Below are 22,482 nucleotides of genomic sequence, written 5' to 3'. Positions count from 1 at the left end.
TGGAAAAATTCCACGACATGCTATTACTTTACAAAATTAACTTTAAGCCTAGCCCTAAGAAATAAATGTTGTGTAACCATTTAAAAGTAGTGTCTAGTTCTAAAAACATGAGGTTTCACTATAGTTGCTCGATGAAATACCATACTTGATTTTATTGAAAAACACTTTGTTATAGTCGTATTGGGAGTATTAGATTTAATCGAGAAAACCACACTTATTAAGCGAAACCCCTCAGGGAATTAGACTAATTTTTCTTAACGCGATAGGTGATTCTGCGATTGGTAATTACTGTACCAACCTGAATAAATAATTCTGCTTCATCTGAAATTTCGTTTTCGCAAACAAAACTTGAATTAGAAGTTATTACACGATATCTGTTATTATTATCATTTGCCGCAGGATCAGTAATCGTCAATGTATCTGTTGATGTACCACTATAAATACCAGAATCATTTAGATTGTCCCAGTTGCTCCCGTTGAAAATCTGCCACTGATATGTATCTGCGGATGCAGTTATTGTCATGGTAGTTACACATCCTGGACAAACATTAGTATCTACTGGTTGAATGCTAATACTTGGGGCACCACCTGCTTCAATAAAATCGAATACAGCATTAGAATCGTTATCTACCGGGGTAGTATAACTAGCCCCTATTACCGTACCATCTGCGTTTACAGTAGGCAAACCAAATCCGTATGTTCCGTTATTATCGCTATCTGCATTGTCATCGTTATAGGCTTCATTTGCATCATTACATCCGTCAGCATCACTGTCCGTATCAACGTAATCCCTATCTAATGAACTATCAGAATTTTGAAGTGTATAATTTACTGTACCACTATCTTCTTGACCAGCAGCTTGAACATTATCCGGTACTCCATCTGAACCTACATTTCCAGTAATACGCCCTATAACTTGTGTTTGGCCGTGATTTGCTTCAATGGCATCATAAATTCCGTCATTATCACTATCTAAATCTAAATAATTATCAATACCATCTTTATCTGTATCCCTGCCAGCGGTCCATATTATGGCATTAACTAATAAATCTTCACCTGCAGCATTAAAACCTCCATTTCCATTTGTGTGTGGTACTATTGCTCTTCTACCTGAAGCTACTCCTGTATCTAATACATCTCCTTCTTCCCATATTGCCATATTCACTTCTCCGTTAGGATGACGACCTAATACTGTACCAGACGCTAAACTATTTGCATGAAATGCCCCATCGCCTATGTCATAATCTCCTAATGAAAGACCTGTAGTAATAGGGTGTGAATTATTAATTATATCAATTAAATTATTAGTACTAGATAAGCCTGAATTAGCTCCAAGTAACTCATCATGTAATGCATTTTCACTTGTTATAATTCCGTTTGACGTGGTAGTCATATTTGCAACATTAGCAAAGGCTGTTCCACTATTGGAATCCTCATATATGAAGGTAACCGAATAATCATTTGCATTACCGCCTACTCCATCATCTACCACTGTAACCGTATAACCTAAAGCAGTCAGTTTATCTATAACATTTTGTTCCTCTGCACCAGCAGTATTTTGCGTTACCCATAGTACAGAAAAACCAGCCTCCTCTGCATCTAGAATACCGTCGTTATCATCATCTAAATCAATATTATCTGAAACTCCATCACCATCAGAATCTAGAGATTCAGAAACTGTTAAAAATACAGTTGCGGTATCCTGACCTGAAGCAAATGAACAAATTACATTGTCACCAATGGTATATGTAAATGAGGTAGTTCCAAAAAAATTCCCTGGATTATATGTTATTGTTCCGTCTAGGTTTAACACAGCACTGCCATGGGTTGGTTGTGTAATAGAGAGAATTTCAAGAGCGCTACTTTCTGGGTCACTATCTACTCCGTTACCGTTATCAATTAGAGCATCGAATGTTACGCCAACATTGGATGATGTGTTTATATTATCATCCTGAGCAATGGGTGATAAGTTTGATGTATCTGGTAATAAATTTACTAAGTTTATGCTCCCATTATTAAAATCGGAAGGTGTAATTTGACTTCTCACAACAACTCTTCCTGTTGGAGTTCTAGGATAACCGATTTCTAGAACAATAGGATTATCTGGGCCATCTGGTAGGCCGAAATGTATAACCCCAGGTTCCATGGTTCCATGTCCGAAACCACCGTTCACTTCTCGTGTACCAGAAATTACATTACCCGCACAATCGAGGATTTTTGCTGTTGCACCAATACCGAATCTTTCTTCCGTTCCTGTTAATCCAAATTCATCCCTATTTTCCTTTATATCAATATATAGGTGATTTGCTCTAGCCGAAACCCCCAAGTTATTTATGTAAAGTGAGTTTGAACCATTTCGATTTATGTACAAATCTAAATCACCATCAGTATCAATGTCTATAAAGGTGCACCCTTCTCCCCTATTGTTAAAGGATAATCCAGAATCTAAAAAGGTCATTGGATTACCTCCATTGTTGATTTGATTTAAATATAATTGACTTACATTATTTCCGGTAAGGAATATATCAATATCACCGTCATTGTCCACATCTCCCATGGCTAAACCCTCAATTTGATTGGAAAAATTTATAGGAATACCTGTAGCTGTTCCTAATCCCGTCCAAGTCCCATCACCATTATTTTGATGAACTTGATTGATTCCATTCTCTGTCCAATATAAATCGAAATCACCATCGTTGTCCAAATCGCCAAAAGCTACTGATCCTTTATTATTATTAGCAGCTTGGTCAATATCAACACCATCTTGAAAGCTTCCTCCAATGTTTGTAAATAAATCTACTTGATCTTGTTTTCTCGCAACTATATCTACCCAGCCATCATCATTAAAATCTGTTGCAGAACCGTAATCTCCATCAGTTGCATCTTGCACCAAGCCTAAAGGCCAGGTAGAAGAATCATTTACATCGTAACCCGGAGGTTTGGCAGTAACGTGTGTAAAGAAACCATTACCGTCATTTTGTAAAATATCAATACCATAATTGTGGTTATCTATGAAAATATCTAAATCGCCATCACCATCATAATCCAAGGCTCCAGCACCCTCTGAATTAAACTCGTTCCCAAAATTACCATCATTAAATGTTTGATTTGGTTGTGTACCATTACTAAGACCAAAACGAATATTATTAGGGTTAGTATTTGGAATTTGCAGATAAATCCTTGCGTTACCACTATCATTTCTAAAAATATCAGGGTAACTATCATTATTAAAATCAACAAACAATGCGCTTCTCTCTAAACCGTCATTATTAACATCTGAAATCAATGTATTGGTTACATCGGTAAAGTTGCCTCCGTCATTTCTTAACAGATACCCTCTATTATTCGTATTTATAAAAATATCATAATCGCCATCTAAATCATAATCTGCCCAAGCATGTCCACCATCTTTATTTCCAGAAATATTCAGGTTATAAGAGGCCGCGCTTTCTGTGAAGGTAGTCTGTCCTAGCGAAGATTTAAAAAACAAGCTGAAAAAGAGAATGAATATGGTATATCTAAAACTGAATTTTTTGCAAAAAAAAGAAACGTACATGATTTAAGGGTTATAAAATCAGAAACGCGAGGGAAATAGTTTCCTATTATTAAAAATTAAAGTTCTTACTTGAATGTATGAATTCAAATAAAATGTTGTCAACTATTAATTGTACGACATTACTACTGAAAAAAATGTGGTTAAAACTACTTTAGCCCAATGAATACGGTACTTTCAAAAAATAAAAAGAAAGAAAAATACTACGTTTAATTAATTTTTCTTAACGCGATAGGTGATTCGACGATTGGTGATAATTGTATACGTCTTTAATTTACTCATTGGAGAGAATTCTGAGGTAGAATTAGAAACTGTTGCTGTTGCCGTAATGTCCTTGCCTAAAGTTACTCCAGAGGGAGTATTAAACGTAAACGTAAATTGATTGGTATTATCCGTATTACTATCCTCATCCAAATAAGATGATGTATTTGCATTGGTATCGGCCGCACTACCCTCAACAAAAGAACCAATAAACACCTGACCCTCACCGTAATCTGTGGATAGACCCAATTGGTTATCCCCATCAACAGCGGTTCCTTCAGAAATATCGGTTAAAAAGAACTCTATTGTTGCGCCAGATCTAGCCCAACCTGTAATACTAACACTGGTACTGCTAATATTTGCACTTTCGATGATTGGAAAATTCACTAAATCATTGGGACCCGTATCGGCATCATTAAGATCATTTATGGTAATTCCATCCGGTACAGTTCCTGAGGCCACTAGGTCAATTCCCAATGCCGCACCGTCTGTTCCATTATTAAAAAAGGAATTCTGTGATATGAGATTTCCATTTTCCCCTGGGTTTCCTACTATAATCAGCCCTGCTCCGCCATTATTAAATATGACATTATTACTAACTTCTGAATCATTACCTGATAAACGCACTCCATAGTTTTGAACAGAACCAGAACAATTACCACCGTTTTGACCAGCACCGGTAATCGTATTGTTTAGAATTGATACATTCCCAGCTATATTCTCGGCATCTATTCCTAAAGAACCAGAATTTTCAATTAAATTTTGCTGAATTATGATACCTCCTCCCGAATTTATTTCAATGTTATCGTCACATGCCGTAGCTCCATTAGAAAAAAAGTGATTATTCTCAATTATACTTGAACTACCACCATTTAAATAAACTCCGGCATCCGTAACGGTAGCAATGTAATTACTTCTTACCAGAATATCTCCACCTTGGTTTTCCACTCCAAAATCAATATTACCCGCATTATTGCCTGTTGCATCAACTCCTAACACATTTTCAGCTATTTCTGCTGAACCACTATTTACACGTATTGCAGCGTTATTATTGGCAAAAATCGAAAGATTTCTAATAGTCACGCCGTTTGCCTCTACTCTAAGCACATCACCACCGTTTCTGTGAATCTGTATTTCAGGCAAATCATAATTAGGTAAAGTTATGCCAGACGTCCCAACTACTGTTCCGCCCGACCCTACTGTTCCAGAATTGGTATTACCAGAATATGACGTTTGTGTTCGCCCATCTATGCTTGTATTTGCTGCCGTTATATTAGAAAACGGATTTCCATTTGCTACAAGAATATCAAAGTAAGCGCCATTATAATTTACATCTGCCGTTCTACCTTGCGAATCTCCTGTGGGCGGAATCATAAATATAGAGGTATCTATTCCTGGGGCAGGGTCAAAAATTGAATTCGCATCAATATCTAATCCTGTTTCATCCAGATTATTTGCATTGACAATAAACTGTTCTAAAGAACCTTGACCGTCTTCATTGGTGTTAACAATAGTATTAAAATTAAAACCAAAATCTACATCAATAATTCCGCTTGCATTGATAAATATTGTCGATGCAGACTGTGCTCCTGTTAAAGTGCCTAACGCGCTGTCTTCATTCGCTGGATTTGCTCCTCCAACTTCATCAACTACATCGGTAAGACCCGCACCAGAATCGAATCTCCTAAAGGTTTGTACAGGGTAACACCCTGAACAGGTATCTCCGCCACCTCTATTGGAGGTAACCGTAGAATTAACGACCCGTAATGCATACGTATCGTTTGGAATTCCTCCAAAAACATATAACCCGTTCTCGTCAGTAAGTTGGGTATCTACTAAACTACCTGAGGAATTATATAATTCTACCGAAACACCTTCAATGGGAATTCCTCCTGCAGTACTAATATCCCGACCCGCTCCCCCAGGGTAGTTCACATCTTCAAATACAGTCCCCGTAATTAAATTTGAAGGAACTTTAATGACCACGCCGTTAAGCAAGACAAAATCTCCGCCCATTTCTACATTCGTAGTAACCGATGATTCAGCCGGGGCTATAAAAGACGATATATCGTAGGTGTCCAAATCTAAACCATACGTGGTAGTATTATTAATATTAGGAAGTACCGTATTGTCGAATATTGTTGAATTATATGGATTATCTACGGATATACCATCATTGTCACCATCACCCGTAAGCTTATTGGTGCCCAATGTGGTTGTTATAGAAAGCTGTTCCCCTCCAGTAATCGATTGATCTCCCTCCCATGACAAAATGGTGGTCTTAGCTCCAGAAGAAGCTATTGCATAGAATCCATCAAGTGTAAAACTTACAGGTGACGTGGTATTTTGATATCCTTGAAAACCCTGATATAAATTTAGTGATACCGCTGGTAACGAAGCTTCTTCATAAAATATCATTAAACTCCATCCACCTAGGGTTACTTGCCCTGAACAATATGAGCCCGTATTGTCAACATTTAAATCTGAAAAATCAAAAGTATTTGCACTTATACTACCGATTGGCATACTTTCGATAAGCGTGGTTACATCCGCGATCATTGAATAAAAGGAAAGTGCACCAATAAACGATTCGTTCGCAAAGTCTGCATCAATATTCTGACCTTCCAGCGTTACTTGTAAATCTGGGCTAGTGCCAGAATGCGTCCAAAATAAATAGGCCTGCTCTATTTGAGCAGTAGCAGGTACGGTAGTGGTGAGTGTATTACTAGATGTTGACACTATGGAACAGGTATTACCACTATTATCCTCATCTCGCATACTGCCACCGGTCAAAGCGTAATCATAATACCCATTATACTCTCTAAAAAGTGATAGTGGAGTATTCGACTCTACCTCGTTATCTCGAATGGTTATAGTAGCTGTATCTGTAAAATCTACTGTTGGGTCTGAACTTGAAACGAATTCAATTCTTAAATCTTCTGGCCCTTCAATTAACCCATCATCTAAAATTGACAAGGTAATAGTATCGGTATCGCCTACAGTTCCATTAAAATTTAGCGTACCAGTTGCGACTATATAATCAGTTCCTGCAGAAGTAGAAATATCCGTGGTTTGATAATTTACCGTAAATGCTCCCGATGCAGCGTTACTGGCGTGCGTAGCCGTGATAGATACCGTTCCGTCTGTTTCATTGAAGTCGATATCATTTACAGTTATTGTAGGTGAGTATTGTGCAGAAAATTGAACATTATCAATAAAAATAGTCTCCGTAGCGTCCCAATTATTATTATCACTAAAGAATATTATTGCTGGATTTGACGCAATCTCAGCTGCCGTTAAATTATAGGTAATAGTGCCAGTGTTGGTCGTGTTAATTGACTCTACTAAATTCCAATTGAAAGTATCGGAATTGTATATATACACATCTAACTGTTCATTTCCTCTAGAATTTGCATTATAATCCAAAGTTAGGGTAACTGAAGATGCCCCAGCCAGTGGGATAAATCTATAAATCCATGCATCATCCATATTCCTGAATCTAAGCTGATTAGAATTTATACTAATATCACCACTATTTGGGCTACCATCATCATTTTGTTCGAACCAGTTTGAGCTAAAATTCTGAGTACCGTTATTATTACCGTATGAAACCGCACTAAAATTATCTCGAAAAGTCTCTTGTGATTTAACGTTCTGGACAATTAATGTGGAAAAAATAAATATTAAAAAATAGACCTTATTCAACATAATAAACTGTAATGGTTAACTTTAAGAATACCATAACATCAAATGTAATGTTGAATAAACTATTATATTACTTATTGTTGTGAAAGAGGCAATAGGTTTGGTAAAACCCTATAAACCTGTTGTTCTAAGAAATTTTAAATTTCTTAGAACAAGGTAATTAGTATATGAATTCGAAGATGTTTTCTATTTCAAAGAGAAAAATAAAGTATGTAGCTATTCCAAAATAATAAACTCTGAACGCCTATTTAAATCATGTTTTTCAGAAGAACATTTTACACCATCTACACAGTCGTTAATAAGTTTCGTTTCTCCGTATCCCTCACTAGCCAACCTATCCTTAGAAATGCCGTTGGCAATCATGTAATTGATAGTAGATTCGGCCCTTTTTTGAGATAACCATAAATTATAGGAGGCTGGACCTCTACTATCTGTATGAGAATTGACCTGTATCCTAAGGCTTGGATATTTTTCCATGGCAGCTATTACTTTTTCTACCTCAATCTCAGAATCCTTTCGGATATTGTACTTGTCAAAATCAAAATAAATAGTACTTAGTTGTAAGAGTTTAGCTAAATCATCCCCAAAACCAGCCGTAATCCTATCTCTCTCCAGATAAAAGTCAATAATTTTAGGCTTACCATCTGAAATTCCTACATACTCTTCAAAAGGTATATAGCCCTCCATCAAAGCCCTTACGAAGTTTCCTTGATTACAATCTAACACCAAGCTATAGTTACCATCAGAATCGGTAATGGTCGATAATATTTCTTCATTCTCCTCATTAATTACCTTAACAGTGGCACCTACTAGGACTTCATTTGAAATTTTATCTCTTACCGTACCAGTAACTTTTTGAACACATTCAAAAACAAGCGGTTCCTTTTCAATCAACGCATAAATATCATCAGCTCCAAGTCCTTCTTCTCTATTCGACGCCAAATAACCCTTCTTTGTTTCTTCATTAAAGATAAATGTAAAATCATCCTTATTACTATTTACAGGCTCCCCAACATTCATGATATCCCCTGTAAAATCCTGTCGTTTTATTTTAGTAGCAAAAACATCTAGCCCACCCAGACCAGGGTGGCCGTCAGATGAGAAGTAAAGAATTTCTTCGCTCGTTACAAAAGGAAAGGTTTCTCTTGCTTCTGTATTTATATTAGCGCCTAAATTTTTTGGTGTTCCAAAAGTTCTATCATTGTTTATAGCAATTTTAAATATGTCAGATTCCCCCAAGGTGCCAGGCATGTCAGAAGCAAAATATAAAGTCTTTTCATCAGGACTTAAAGCTGGGTGTGCTACCGAATAAGAATCGCTATTAAAGGGTAGTTCCTCTATTTCTGTCCAATCGCCATCAATCAATTGCGCTCTAAAGATTTTCAATCTAATGATTCCATTTTCATCCTTCTTGTACTTGCCTTCTACAAGATTATTCCTAGTAAAATAAATTGTATTACCATCTTTGGTTACAATCGAAGTGGACTCATGGAGCCTGGTATTAATTCTATCTTTCCGTTTTCCTAAATCATCAGCGTTAGTGTTAATAGTGCCTAAACTTGGAGATGAACCATTGGTATCTTGACTAACCGAGGAAGTAGATTTCTTTTTTCCTTTGAGGTCTATCTTAACCACATTGTTGAGTGATACGCTATCTGCATTTACTCTATATAAATCTAAAAAATCCTTGGAATTCCAAGTATGTCTATATCTCGCAAAGTTACCTGTATCTCTGTCCGAAGAGAAAATTAGCCCTTCTTTGTAGTAAGATGGCGCAAATTCTGAATAGACGGAATTATATTCAAAAGGTTTTAATTCATACCGTCCAGAGTTTGCCTTAATCTCGGCCAAATAGTCTTTTTCACTCTTAAATACTGAAGCCCTTAGATCTCCGGACGTAAGAGCGGTAAATTTGGACATCACCTCATTGGACCCATCATAATCTCCGAGAGTTTTGAGTGTTTGTGAATATTTAAAATAATCCTCGGGAGTGATATCATTCGGATACTCCGATACTAGTGTTTTATAGGTTTCTGCGGCCTCCTTATACTGCGCATTATAATAATAAGAATTTCCTAATTTCTTTAATAAGTCAGCTGAAGTGTACCCTTTCTCAATTACCTTTTTATAGATATCTATCGCAGGACTAAAAGAATACTCTTCGTACTTCTCATTTCCTTTATTGATAAGTCGTTCTTGTGCTTGGGAAAATTCCAAACCACTTATCATTAAAAGCAGAACCAAAAGCTGTAATTTTTTCATCATGGTTTATCTATATTAGAAGAATCGGGGAGATACTAATCTTTGGAAGGATTTTACCAATTCAAATCTTAAGAACACTTCAAAAGAGCCATCATTGAACTGGGTACCACCTAAATCTGTGGTCTCCTTGTCATAAGCTAATCCCAACATAAACTGGTCAGAAATCTGGAACCCAGCCATAGCACTTAACGCTGCGTCCCAGCGGTAAGCCGCTCCAAAAGTAAATTTATCATTAAACATAAAGTTTGCTGAAAAGTCTACCTGCAGTGGAGCCCCACCAACCATCTTTGTCAATAATGCAGGCTTAAATTTTAAATTACCGTTTAAATCGAATACATAACCAGTTATCAAATAGAAATTAATTCGTTCTTTGGAAAGGAACTGGACCGTGTTCGCATCTTGCTGCGAATTATCAAAATACTCTGTCTGTAGTAAGTTAGGAGCCGATAGACCAGCATAAAACTTATTGGAATGGTAATAAAGTCCAAGACCTACATTTGGTGAAAACCTATTCTCGATATTATCAGCATTAACCGGCTCTGCATCAAAATTTCTTAATTTATTAAAATCAAGATTTAATAAGTTACCTCCGGCTTTTAATCCAAAGGACAGCTTACCCTCTTGGGAAACATCAATGGTATAAGATATAATTCCATCAAAATAAGTCTCTTGAACCACCCCATCCCCAATTTCATCATTAACTATGGATACACCATAACCCAATTTGCTATTTCTAATTGGAGAATGAAGATTTAATGTTTGTGAAGTTGGAGCACCATCGAGTCCCACCCATTGGGCCCTGTATAAAGCCGCGATACTAAGTTGCCCACGAGAGCCTGCATATGCAGGGTTAACACTCATAGTATTGAACATGTACTGGGTATACTGGGCATCTTGTTGAGCATTGACCACTCCCATAAAAATGAAAGATAATAGTGCAACAATAGTAAACTTATTCCTGATATTCATATGGTTATATTATTATCTGCTGATGTAAATATACTCACTATCGACTTTATTTTCTCCATCCAGGGTAGTATAGTCGAATATGTAATAGTAGACACCAGATGGAAGATAGTCCTCAACGCTTAAAGTTGATCTTCCTCTTGAACGTCCATCAAAAACATTATTTTGATTATTATAATTTTCTCCTTCATATACTGCTACTCCCCATCTATTAAATATTTTGAGAGAACTACTCCTAATTCCTTCAACACCCCTAATAAATAGAAAATCATTCTTACCATCAGCATTTGGAGTGACCATTTGGTTTACTTCTATTTCAAGTATCTGAGGCTCATTAACCGTTACGGTAATAGTAGCTGTATCACATATACCTGCAGTATCACAAACAGTATACTCAAAAGTATCCGTACCACTAAAATCAGGATTGGGAGTATAGGTAAAAAAATCATCAGTAATATCGTCGGGAGTACCTCCATCATTCAATACTACCGTACCATTAGAAGGGTCAGTAAACGTAATACTGCCATCTGATGGAACATTCGTGTCGTTATCTAACATTGTTATATCTACTGGTACCTCAGGATCTGTTGTTACCGCGTCATCAACAACATCTAGAACAGGTAGTGTTCCCACAGTAACGGTTACTACAGCAGTATCACAATTTCCTAAAGCGTCGCAAACCGTGTACTCGAAAGTATCCGTGCCATTAAATCCTTCATTGGGAGTGTAGACTAAGAAGTCGTCCGTAATATCGTCGGGAGTACCACCATCGTTCAATACCAATGTACCGTTGGAAGGGTTGGTAAAAGTAAGTGTACCATCAGCCGGAATTCCGGTATCATTCCCAAGAATATCAATATCTACAGGTGTATTCTCAGGTGTGGATAAAGAATCATCTACCACATCTAGAACAGGTGGTGTTCCCACAGTTACGGTTACTACAGCAGTATCACAATTTCCTAAAGCGTCGCAAACCGTGTACTCGAAAGTATCCGTGCCATTAAATCCTTCATTGGGAGTGTAGACTAAGAAGTCGTCCGTAATATCGTCGGGAGTACCACCATCGTTCAATACCAATGTACCGTTGGAAGGGTTGGTAAAAGTAAGTGTACCATCAGCAGGAATTCCGGTATCATTCCCAAGAATATCAATATCTACAGGTGTATTCTCAGGTGTGGATAAAGAATCATCTACCACATCTAGAACAGGTGGTGTTCCCACAGTTACGGTTACTACAGCAGTATCACAATTTCCAAAAGCGTCGCAAACCGTGTACTCGAAAGTATCCGTGCCATTAAATCCTTCATTGGGAGTGTAGACTAAGAAGTCGTCCGTAATATCGTCGGGAGTACCACCATCGTTCAATACCAATGTACCGTTGGAAGGGTTGGTAAAAGTAAGTGTACCATCAGCCGGAATTCCGGTATCATTCCCAAGAATATCAATATCTACAGGTGTATTCTCAGGTGTAGTTACAATATCGTCTATTGCATCTAAACCACCACTATCAGGGTCAAGGTAGTCCGGGGTGCCGTCACCGTCCGTATCGTCGTTGGTAGGGTCGCCGTCATTGTCGGCATCCTCGTCCGGGGTATCGATGCCGTCGCCGTCATCGTCAAGGTCTCGGTAGTTCACGTCCTCCGTACCGTCCGTATCGGGTAGGTCGTTCGCTGGGTCGTCTATCTCGTCGTTAACGTCGAACCCGTCATCAACATCGCTTCCCTCGTAACCGTCGTCAAGACCGTCACCGTCAGTATCCACTCCCGTAAAGGTCTGGTCGGGAATACCGTCGAAGTTAAAATCGTTGCCCTCGTTGTTGTCCGCGACAGTATCGTTGTCGCTGTCATCGTCCAGATAGTCCGGTCCGTCAGTACCGTCAGTGTTCACAGGAGTAAGACCGCCGATGTAGGCACTGTTGACACCATCGTTGGAAATATACGTGGCAGCGTCGTCATCGTTAGGGGCTATATAACCTGCAGTCGTCTGTCCTTCCACATTGTCGGGGATACCGTCGTTGTCACTGTCTATATCCAAATGGTCGGGTACGCCGTCACCATCAGAATCCAAGGCATCCGTCAACGGGTCGTTGTCACCGTCTAGGTTGGGATCCTCCGTTGTATCAAGTATACCATCGTTGTCGTCGTCAAGGTCGACCAGGTCGGGTACACCATCGCCGTCCGTATCCGGGCCGTTACCGTCAGGGTCAAGGTAGTCCGGGGTGCCGTCACCGTCCGTATCGTCGTTGGTAGGGTCGCCGTCATTGTCGGCATCCTCGTCCGGGGTATCGATGCCGTCGCCGTCATCGTCAAGGTCTCGGTAGTTCACGTCCTCCGTACCGTCCGTATCGGGTAGGTCGTTCGCTGGGTCGTCTATCTCGTCGTTAACGTCGAACCCGTCATCAACATCGCTTCCCTCGTAACCGTCGTCAAGACCGTCACCGTCAGTATCCACTCCCGTAAAGGTCTGGTCGGGAATACCGTCGAAGTTAAAATCGTTGCCCTCGTTGTTGTCCGCGACAGTATCGTTGTCGCTGTCATCGTCCAGATAGTCCGGTCCGTCAGTACCGTCAGTGTTCACAGGAGTAAGACCGCCGATGTAGGCACTGTTGACACCATCGTTGGAAATATACGTGGCAGCGTCGTCATCGTTAGGGGCTATATAACCTGCAGTCGTCTGTCCTTCCACATTGTCGGGGATACCGTCGTTGTCACTGTCTATATCCAAATGGTCGGGTACGCCGTCACCATCAGAATCCAAGGCATCCGTCAACGGGTCGTTGTCACCGTCGAGGTTGGAATCCTCCGTTGTATCAAGTATACCATCGTTGTCGTCGTCAAGGTCGACAAGGTCGGGTACACCATCGCCGTCCGTATCCGGGCCGTTACCGTCAGGGTCAAGGTAGTCCGGGGTGCCGTCACCGTCCGTATCGTCGTTGGTAGGGTCGCCGTCATTGTCGGCATCCTCGTCCGGGGTATCGATGCCGTCGCCGTCATCGTCAAGGTCTCGGTAGTTCACGTCCTCCGTACCGTCCGTATCGGGTAGGTCGTTCGCTGGGTCGTCTATCTCGTCGTTAACGTCGAACCCGTCATCAACATCGCTTCCCTCGTAACCGTCGTCAAGACCGTCACCGTCAGTATCCACTCCCGTAAAGGTCTGGTCGGGAATACCGTCGAAGTTAAAATCGTTGCCCTCGTTGTTGTCCGCGACAGTATCGTTGTCGCTGTCATCGTCCAGATAGTCCGGTCCGTCAGTACCGTCAGTGTTCACAGGAGTAAGACCGCCGATGTAGGCACTGTTGACACCATCGTTGGAAATATACGTGGCAGCGTCGTCATCGTTAGGGGCTATATAACCTGCAGTCGTCTGTCCTTCCACATTGTCGGGGATACCGTCGTTGTCACTGTCTATATCCAAATGGTCGGGTACGCCGTCATTGTCCGTATCCAAGGCATCCGTCAACGGGTCGTTGTCACCGTCTAGGTTGGGATCCTCCGTTGTATCAAGTATACCATCGTTGTCGTCGTCAAGGTCGACCAGGTCGGGTACACCATCGCCGTCCGTATCCGGGCCGTTACCGTCAGGGTCAAGGTAGTCCGGGGTGCCGTCACCGTCCGTATCGTCGTTGGTAGGGTCGCCGTCATTGTCGGCATCCTCGTCCGGGGTATCGATGCCGTCGCCGTCATCGTCAAGGTCTCGGTAGTTCACGTCCTCCGTACCGTCCGTATCGGGTAGGTCGTTCGCTGGGTCGTCTATCTCGTCGTTAACGTCGAACCCGTCATCAACATCGCTTCCCTCGTAACCGTCGTCAAGACCGTCACCGTCAGTATCCACTCCCGTAAAGGTCTGGTCGGGAATACCGTCGAAGTTAAAATCGTTGCCCTCGTTGTTGTCCGCGACAGTATCGTTGTCGCTGTCATCGTCCAGATAGTCCGGTCCGTCAGTACCGTCAGTGTTCACAGGAGTAAGACCGCCGATGTAGGCATCATCTAATCCATCCTCATTTACATCGTTACCGCTGGGAACAATATAACCCGCTGTGGTTTGACCTTCCACATTATCAGGGATACCATCGTTGTCACTGTCTATATCTCTAAAATCAGGCTTTGAATCGCTATCGCTATTAATTGGGTCAATACCTCCACCGTAAGCGTCATCCATTCCATTACGGTCGTTATCATTTCCAGAAGGAGCAATATAATTTGAGGTTTCTTGACTCTCTAAATTATCAATTATCCCATCGTCATCGCTATCAATATCCCTATAGTCAGGATAACCGTCGTCGTCAGTATCTATTGGATGTAAGCCATCTTCATAAGCATCGTCAATATCATTAAAGTTTTTATCTCCAGTAGGTGGTATATATCCCTCGGAAGTCTGAGCCTCAACCTTATCCTTTATTCCATCGGCATCAGAATCAAAATCTCTAAAATCTGGATATTCATCACCGTCAGTGTTAATAGGGTTTAATCCAACTCCTGAAACACTTTCATAAATATCGTCAAGACCGTTCTTGTTAACATCAATTCCCGATGGTGCTATATAATTGTTAGCATCCTGTGCTTCAATATTATCCCTAATCCCATCAATATCCGAATCTATATCCAAATAGTCCGGTATATTACCTCTACCTACACCGGAATCTGTATTAATTGGTGTTATTCCAAAACCGTATGACCCTTCATATGCATCATCAAGACCATTATCATTATCGTCCCTTCCCGAAGGAGCAATATAGTTAGACGTTAATTGCCCCTCAACATTATCTAGAATTCCATCATTATCTGAATCTATATCCAAATAATTCGGAATGGAATCACCATCGCTATCCGTAGGATTCGTCAAATGATTATTATCGCCATCTAGATTGTTATCCTCAACAGAATCCAATATACCATCATCGTCGTCATCAATATCATCTGCATTTAAAACGCCATCTGCATCAATATCTTGATATGAAATTAAAGAAGATGAATTATTAGCGTTAACTATATTGACCGATATTATAAAACAGGTAAAGAATCCGAATAGAACCTTATTGAGAAAAGAAGTGAAACTTCTACTTAATACGTAGGTGTTTTTTTCCATAAATGATAGTTTTTATTGAACTATGCACCATGGCGTGTAGGAAAATATAGTAGTAAGACGTGGGGTGGTCTCTAAAAATACAATGCAAGATAATTTTAAAATTGCAATACTCAAATTGTTTACTAGTTATTAAAGCTTTGCAGCCTTTAAACCCTTAATTAATCGATGAACTGCAATTTTCTTGATTCCTATCTCTCTGTTTTAAGACACAAAAAACACAATATAGTCACACAATGAGGATCAAATTCAAATTTAAACAAACCGGAGGTTTAGCCTGAGCGGGTTATTTGACTTATTTTTACTCAAATTTTCAGTATGAATTTTAAAGATGAAATTGAGAGGCGAAGAACCTTCGGCATTATTTCCCATCCAGATGCAGGAAAGACTACATTGACGGAGAAGTTATTATTGTTCGGGGGTGCAATTCAGGAAGCAGGTGCAGTGAAAAATAATAAAATTAAGAAAACTGCTACGAGTGATTTTATGGAGATTGAACGCCAACGTGGAATATCCGTCGCGACATCTGTCTTGGCCTTTATTTACAAAGATAAAAAGATAAACATTCTTGATACACCTGGACACAAAGATTTCGCAGAAGATACATTTAGAACTTTAACCGCTGTAGATAGTGTAATTGTAGTAATCGACGTAGCCAAAGGTGTGGAAGAGCAAACCGTAAAACTTGTCGAAGTCTGTCGTATGCGAAATATTCCAATGCTAGTTTTTATCAATAAGCTAGATCGTGAAGGTCAAGATGCGTTCGATTTGCTCGACGAATTAGAACAAAAATTAGGGCTTTCGGTTACTCCATTAAGTTTCCCGATAGGCATGGGGTATGACTTTAAAGGCATTTATAATATTTACGAAAAAAATATAAATCTGTTTAGCGGAGATAGCAAAAAGAATATTGAGGAAACCATTGCTTTTGATGATATAGACAGTCCTGAACTAGAAAAAACAATTGGCTCCAAAGCAGCCGAGGAACTTCGTGAAAATCTAGAATTGGTATGGGGAATATATCCAGAGTTTGACAAGGAACTATATTTGGAAGGTAATCAACAACCTGTTTTCTTTGGCTCTGCTCTTAATAATTTTGGAGTACGAGAATTACTGGACTGCTTTATTGAAATTGCACCATCTCCTAAACCAAAAAATGCCGAAGAAAGACTTGTAAATTCTGATGAAAAAGAACTTACAGGATTTGTTTTTAAAATTCACGCAAATATGGATCCTAAACACAGGGATCGTTTAGCCTTTATTAAAATAGTCTCAGGGACTTTTGAGCGGAATAAACCCTATTTACACGTTCGTCAAGGCAAAAAATTAAAATTTTCTAGTCCGAATGCTTTTTTTGCCGAAAAAAAGGAAATAGTAGATATATCCTATCCAGGGGATATTGTAGGATTACATGATACCGGGAATTTTAAAATTGGCGATACGTTGACCGAAGGTGAATCTTTGCATTATAAAGGTATACCCAGCTTTTCTCCCGAACACTTTAGATATATTAACAATGCAGACCCAATGAAGTCCAAACAATTATATAAAGGCATAGACCAGTTGATGGACGAAGGTGTTGCACAGTTATTTACGCTTGAACTAAATGGCCGAAAGATTATTGGTACTGTTGGCGCTTTACAATTTGAAGTTATACAATATAGATTAGAACATGAATATGGCGCTAAATGTAGTTACGAAAACTTCCCGGTATATAAAGCTTGCTGGATAGGCAATGAGAATAGAAAAACAGACGAATTCAAAGATTTCGTAAGAGTTAAACAAAAATTTCTAGCCAAAGACAAGAAGGGTCAATTGGTGTTCCTCGCGGACTCTCAATTTTCATTGCAAATGACACAATCAAAATACCCTAAAGTAAAACTTCATTTTGTATCAGAATTTGAATAAAAAAAGCCCAGCTAAAATTAGCTGGGCTTTTTTTTATGCTTCTCCTGTTGGGCCAAAATTTAATGGGATTGGAGGTTGTTCATAATCCTTAATAGTTCCATGAGCTTTCTCGAAACGTTGCACATTGTCATTCAAGGCTTTTAGAAATTTCTTTGCATGTTGCGGTGTAAGCACAATTCTGCTTTTAACTTTTGCCTTGGGCGCACCCGGCATCATACTAATAAAATCTACAACAAATTCTGAAACCGAATGATTAATGATAGCTAGGTTAGAATAAATTCCTTCCGCTGTTTTTTCATCAAGCTCTATATTAATCTGTTTTTGGTTTTTATTTTCACTCATTGGAATAAAATTATAAAAAAACCCCCAATAAATGGGGGTTTTAATTTTAGAATCTTAAGGCTTCTTTTCTAGCCATTATCTCATCATATTCTTCCTTAGAACCAACGATTATGCTTTCGTAATCACGCATACCCGTACCTGCCGGTATCTTGTGACCTACAATAACATTTTCTTTAAGTCCTTCTAAAGTATCTACCTTACCGCTAACAGCAGCTTCATTTAATACCTTGGTCGTCTCTTGGAAAGAAGCAGCAGAAATAAATGATTTTGTTTGAAGTGAAGCTCTAGTAATACCCTGAAGTATTGGCGTTGCTGTTGCAGCAACTGCATCTCTAGCTTCTACCACTGTTTTATCATTTCGCTTAAGTAATGAATTCTCATCTCTTAACTCTCTTGGCGTAACTATCTGGCCTGCTTTAAGGTTTTCAGACTCACCAGCTTCCATAACCACTTTCTTACCATAAATCTCGTCATTCTCTCTTATAAAGTCTGACTTATGAATTAGTTGGTTTTCTAAGAAGATGGTGTCTCCCGGATCTACTATTCTTACCTTACGCATCATCTGCCTTACGACAACTTCAAAGTGCTTATCATTAATTTTCACACCTTGCAGACGGTATACTTCTTGAACTTCGTTCACCAAATACTGTTGTACTGCAGATGGGCCTTTTATCTTTAGAATATCTTCTGGTGTTATAGAACCATCTGATAAAGGCATACCAGCTCTAACATAATCGTTTTCTTGAACAAGAATTTGATTTGATAGTTTCACTAAATATTTCTTTACCTCTCCTAGCTTAGATTCAATGATAATTTCACGGTTACCTCTTTTGATTTTACCAAAAGAAACCACGCCATCAATCTCGGAAACTACCGCAGGATTTGAAGGGTTTCTTGCCTCAAATAATTCTGTTACTCTTGGAAGACCACCGGTAATATCACCTGCTTTTGCAGATTTACGAGGTATCTTCACTAAAATTTTACCTTCTTTTATCTTATCACCATCATCTACCATAATGTGCGAACCTACAGGTAAGTTGTAAGAGCGTAAGGTTTCTCCTTTAGCATCTTGAATAAGAAGCGTTGGTATAAGTTTCTTATTTCTAGATTCTGAAATTACCTTTTCTTGGAAACCGGTTTGCTCATCTATCTCTACTTGATAAGTAACCCCTTGCTCTATATTCTCATAAGCAATTTTTCCTGGAAATTCTGAAACAATAACACCGTTGTAAGGATCCCAAGAACAAATAACATCCTCTTTGGAAACCTTTGCCCCATCCTTTATGAACAATTGAGATCCATAAGGGATATTATTGGTACTCAAAGTAATTCCAGTCTTAGCGTCTACAATCTTTATTTCCGAGGTTCTAGATATTACGATATCCGCAGGCTTCCCTTCAGAATCCTCGCTTTTTACCGTTCTCATATCTTCAATCTCAGCAACACCACTAAACTTAGCTTCTAATTTGTTTTCCTCAGATATGTTACCCGCAATACCACCCACGTGGAATGTACGCAAGGTTAACTGTGTTCCTGGTTCACCAATAGACTGCGCAGCTACAACACCTACAGCCTCACCTCGTTGCACCATTTTGTTAGTGGATAAATTTCTACCATAACATTTTGCGCAAATTCCTTTCTGAGCTTCACAGGTTAATGCGGAACGTACTTCAATACTTTCAACTGGTGATGCTTCTACCCGTTTAACATCAGACTCCATAACTTCCTGACCTGCAGATAGTATTAACTCTTGTGTTAAAGGATTATATACATCATGTAATGATACACGTCCTAAAATACGCTCTCCTAATGTTTCAACTATTTCCTCGTTCTTCTTAAGCGCTTGTACTTCTACTCCTCTTAAAGTCTCACAGTCCTCAATATTGATAATTACATCCTGGGAAACATCAACAAGACGTCTGGTTAAATAACCAGCATCCGCAGTTTTCAAAGCCGTATCTGCCAAACCTTTACGAGCTCCGTGTGTTGAGATAAAGTATTCTAGAATCGATAGTCCTTCTTTAAAGTTAGAAAGAATTGGATTCTCAATAATTTCACCACCACCGGCAGTAGATTTTTTAGGTTTCGCCATTAATCCACGCATACCTGTCAACTGACGAATTTGCTCCTTAGAGCCCCTTGCACCAGAATCTAGCATCATATACACCGAATTAAACCCTTGTTGATCCTCACGGATACGTTTCATGGCTAATTCTGTTAATTGCGCGTTAGTAGAAGTCCAAACATCAATAACCTGATTGTAACGTTCGTTATTGGTAATTAGACCCATATTATAGTTGGCCATAATACCGTCTACCTGCCCGTTAGCATCAGCAATCATTTCATGCTTTTCCTTAGGAATAATAATATCTCCTAAACTAAAGGATAATCCACCTTTGAAGGCGAAATCATATCCCATTGTTTTAATCTTATCCAAGAAATCTGCAGTAGTAGGCACATCTGTAACAGCCAATATACCACCAATAATATCTCTTAAAGATTTCTTGTTTAATACATCATTTATATAACCTGCAGCTTCTGGCACTTCCATGTTAAACAAAACTCTTCCTACCGTAGTCGGGATAATTTTGTTTACCAATTCGCCTTCTTCATTAAAATCCTTTGCCCTTACTTTTATTCCCGCATTTAGGTTTACCATACCTTCATTAAAGGCAATTTCAACTTCTTCATAAGAATAAAAAGTAAGCCCTTCTCCTTTAATTGGCACTTCTGGAGTTGATTTACGCTCTTTGGTCATGTAATACAGACCTAGAACCATATCCTGAGAAGGTACGGTAATAGGCGAACCATTCGCAGGGTTCAAAATATTGTGAGAGGCCAACATTAATAGTTGCGCTTCTAATATAGCTTCTGGCCCTAAAGGTAAATGCACTGCCATTTGATCACCATCGAAATCCGCATTAAATGCAGTACAAACCAATGGGTGCAAACGAATAGCCTTACCTTCTATAAGTTTTGGCTGAAATGCTTGTATTCCTAAACGGTGAAGGGTTGGAGCCCTATTCAATAACACCGGATGACCTTTTAGCACATTTTCAAGTATATCCCAAACAACGGGTTCTTTCTTATCTATTATTTTCTTAGCTGACTTTACTGTTTTTACGATACCTCTTTCAATCAGTTTTCTGATTACAAAAGGTTTATATAATTCAGCGGCCATATCCTTTGGAAGTCCACACTCGAACAACTTCATTTCAGGACCTACAACAATTACAGAACGTGCAGAATAATCAACACGTTTACCAAGTAAGTTCTGACGGAAACGCCCTTGCTTACCTTTTAGTGAATCTGATAAAGATTTTAAAGGTCTGTTTGATTCTGTCTTAACGGCAGATGCCTTTCTAGTATTATCAAAAAGAGAATCTACTGCTTCTTGAAGCATACGTTTCTCATTTCTTAAAATTACTTCTGGGGCTTTTATCTCTACCAACCTTTTTAGACGGTTGTTTCTAATAATAACCCTTCTGTATAAATCATTTAAATCTGACGTTGCAAAACGACCACCATCTAAAGGAACTAAAGGACGTAATTCTGGCGGTATTACCGGAATTACTTTCATAATCATCCACTCTGGATTATTCTCTCTATTCTCTTGAGATTCTCTTAGTGCCTCAACAACTTGAAGTCTCTTTAGCGCTTCTGTCTTACGTTGCTTAGAGGTCTCTGTATTGGCCTTATGTCTTAAATCATAAGATAGTTGTTGTAAATCGATACGACCTAATAAATCTATTAGACATTCCGCACCCATTTTAGCGATAAACTTATTTGGGTCTGAATCTTCTAAATATTGATTTTCTTGCGGAATTTCTTCTAAAATATTTAAGTACTCCTCTTCCGTTAAGAAATCCATTTTTTGAATTTCTGCTCCTTCTGGCCCTTTAGCAATACCTGGCTGAATAACCACGTAACGCTCATAATAAATAATCATGTCCAATTTCTTGGAAGGCAAACCAAGTAGGTATCCTATTTTATTTGGCAAAGAACGGAAATACCAAATATGAGCAACGGGTACCACCAAATTAATATGACCTACCCTGTCTCTACGTACCTTTTTTTCTGTAACCTCTACTCCACAACGGTCACAAACGATACCACGGTAACGAATTCTCTTGTATTTTCCACAAGCACATTCATAATCTTTTACGGGACCAAAAATACGCTCACAGAACAAACCGTCACGTTCCGGTTTGTGTGTTCTATAGTTTATTGTTTCAGGTTTTAAAACCTCACCTCTGGATTCTGCCAAAATTGCTTCTGGCGATGCTAATCCTATTGAAATTTTATCAAACCTTTTTATTGGGTTATTATCTTTTATTCTTGCCATAATAGCGTGCTGATAATGATTTTAATTCGTTTCTAAATAGTTCTTTACAACTATGAAA

Annotated in this window: 8 protein-coding genes; 1 reads left to right on the top strand and 7 read right to left on the bottom strand. The window is 39.1% G+C overall.

What is annotated here, in order from left to right:
* Nucleotides 1-244: 244 nt before the first annotated feature.
* The 5 genes from SJY09_RS01515 to SJY09_RS01495 all read right to left on the bottom strand — a co-directional run bounded on the left by SJY09_RS01515 (nt 245) and on the right by SJY09_RS01495 (nt 15,832).
* Nucleotides 245-3,556 carry an FG-GAP-like repeat-containing protein gene (locus SJY09_RS01515; protein ID WP_396637206.1) on the bottom strand — a complete coding sequence of 1,104 codons (3,312 nt, stop codon included), beginning with the start codon at nt 3,554-3,556 and terminating at the stop codon, nt 245-247.
* A gap of 210 nt (nt 3,557-3,766) precedes the next feature.
* Nucleotides 3,767-7,522 (bottom strand): beta strand repeat-containing protein, encoded by a 3,756-nt coding sequence (locus SJY09_RS01510; RefSeq protein ID WP_396637205.1) that lies wholly within the window; start codon nt 7,520-7,522, stop codon nt 3,767-3,769.
* A gap of 213 nt (nt 7,523-7,735) precedes the next feature.
* Nucleotides 7,736-9,784: an OmpA family protein gene (locus tag SJY09_RS01505; protein WP_396637204.1), complete on the bottom strand. Its 2,049-nt coding sequence runs from the start codon at nt 9,782-9,784 to the stop codon at nt 7,736-7,738.
* 12 nt (nt 9,785-9,796) lie between these two features.
* On the bottom strand, nt 9,797-10,750 hold the full coding sequence (locus SJY09_RS01500) for a type IX secretion system membrane protein PorP/SprF (protein WP_396637203.1): 954 nt from the start codon (nt 10,748-10,750) through the stop codon (nt 9,797-9,799).
* Between the two features lie 12 nt (nt 10,751-10,762).
* Nucleotides 10,763-15,832 (bottom strand): Ig-like domain-containing protein, encoded by a 5,070-nt coding sequence (locus tag SJY09_RS01495; protein WP_396637202.1) that lies wholly within the window; start codon nt 15,830-15,832, stop codon nt 10,763-10,765.
* A gap of 315 nt (nt 15,833-16,147) precedes the next feature.
* Here SJY09_RS01495 and SJY09_RS01490 point away from each other — a divergent pair, with 315 nt between their 5' ends.
* The gene (locus tag SJY09_RS01490) at nt 16,148-17,737 is read left to right on the top strand and encodes a peptide chain release factor 3 (protein WP_396637201.1); all 1,590 of its coding nucleotides are present in this window, start codon (nt 16,148-16,150) and stop codon (nt 17,735-17,737) included.
* Nucleotides 17,738-17,770: 33 nt separating this feature from the next.
* Here SJY09_RS01490 and SJY09_RS01485 read toward each other — a convergent pair whose 3' ends face one another.
* Together SJY09_RS01485 and rpoC are read right to left on the bottom strand one after the other, a co-directional pair.
* Nucleotides 17,771-18,079, bottom strand: a complete 309-nt coding sequence (locus tag SJY09_RS01485) for a DUF3467 domain-containing protein (RefSeq protein ID WP_396637200.1) — start codon at nt 18,077-18,079, stop codon at nt 17,771-17,773.
* 46 nt (nt 18,080-18,125) lie between these two features.
* Entirely contained in the window at nt 18,126-22,424 is a 4,299-nt protein-coding gene (gene rpoC / locus SJY09_RS01480) for a DNA-directed RNA polymerase subunit beta' (protein ID WP_396637199.1), read from the bottom strand.
* Nucleotides 22,425-22,482 lie beyond the last annotated feature (58 nt).

The sequence above is a fragment of the Maribacter sp. R77961 genome, assembly GCF_044594925.1.
In the GTDB taxonomy this organism is placed as follows: domain Bacteria; phylum Bacteroidota; class Bacteroidia; order Flavobacteriales; family Flavobacteriaceae; genus Maribacter.
Note: the sequence above shows the minus strand (reverse complement) of the source record. Positions and strands in the feature narration are given on the sequence as shown.

Excerpts from the sequence above, each read along its gene's own strand:
- SJY09_RS01510 (WP_396637205.1), bottom strand. The coding sequence starts at position 7,522 with ATGTTGAATAAGGTCTATTTTTTAATATTTATTTTTTCCACATTAATT.
- SJY09_RS01495 (WP_396637202.1), bottom strand. The coding sequence starts at position 15,832 with ATGGAAAAAAACACCTACGTATTAAGTAGAAGTTTCACTTCTTTTCTC.
- SJY09_RS01500 (WP_396637203.1), bottom strand. The coding sequence starts at position 10,750 with ATGAATATCAGGAATAAGTTTACTATTGTTGCACTATTATCTTTCATT.
- SJY09_RS01505 (WP_396637204.1), bottom strand. The coding sequence starts at position 9,784 with ATGATGAAAAAATTACAGCTTTTGGTTCTGCTTTTAATGATAAGTGGT.
- rpoC (WP_396637199.1), bottom strand. The coding sequence starts at position 22,424 with ATGGCAAGAATAAAAGATAATAACCCAATAAAAAGGTTTGATAAAATT.
- SJY09_RS01515 (WP_396637206.1), bottom strand. The coding sequence starts at position 3,556 with ATGTACGTTTCTTTTTTTTGCAAAAAATTCAGTTTTAGATATACCATA.
- SJY09_RS01490 (WP_396637201.1), top strand. The coding sequence starts at position 16,148 with ATGAATTTTAAAGATGAAATTGAGAGGCGAAGAACCTTCGGCATTATT.
- SJY09_RS01485 (WP_396637200.1), bottom strand. The coding sequence starts at position 18,079 with ATGAGTGAAAATAAAAACCAAAAACAGATTAATATAGAGCTTGATGAA.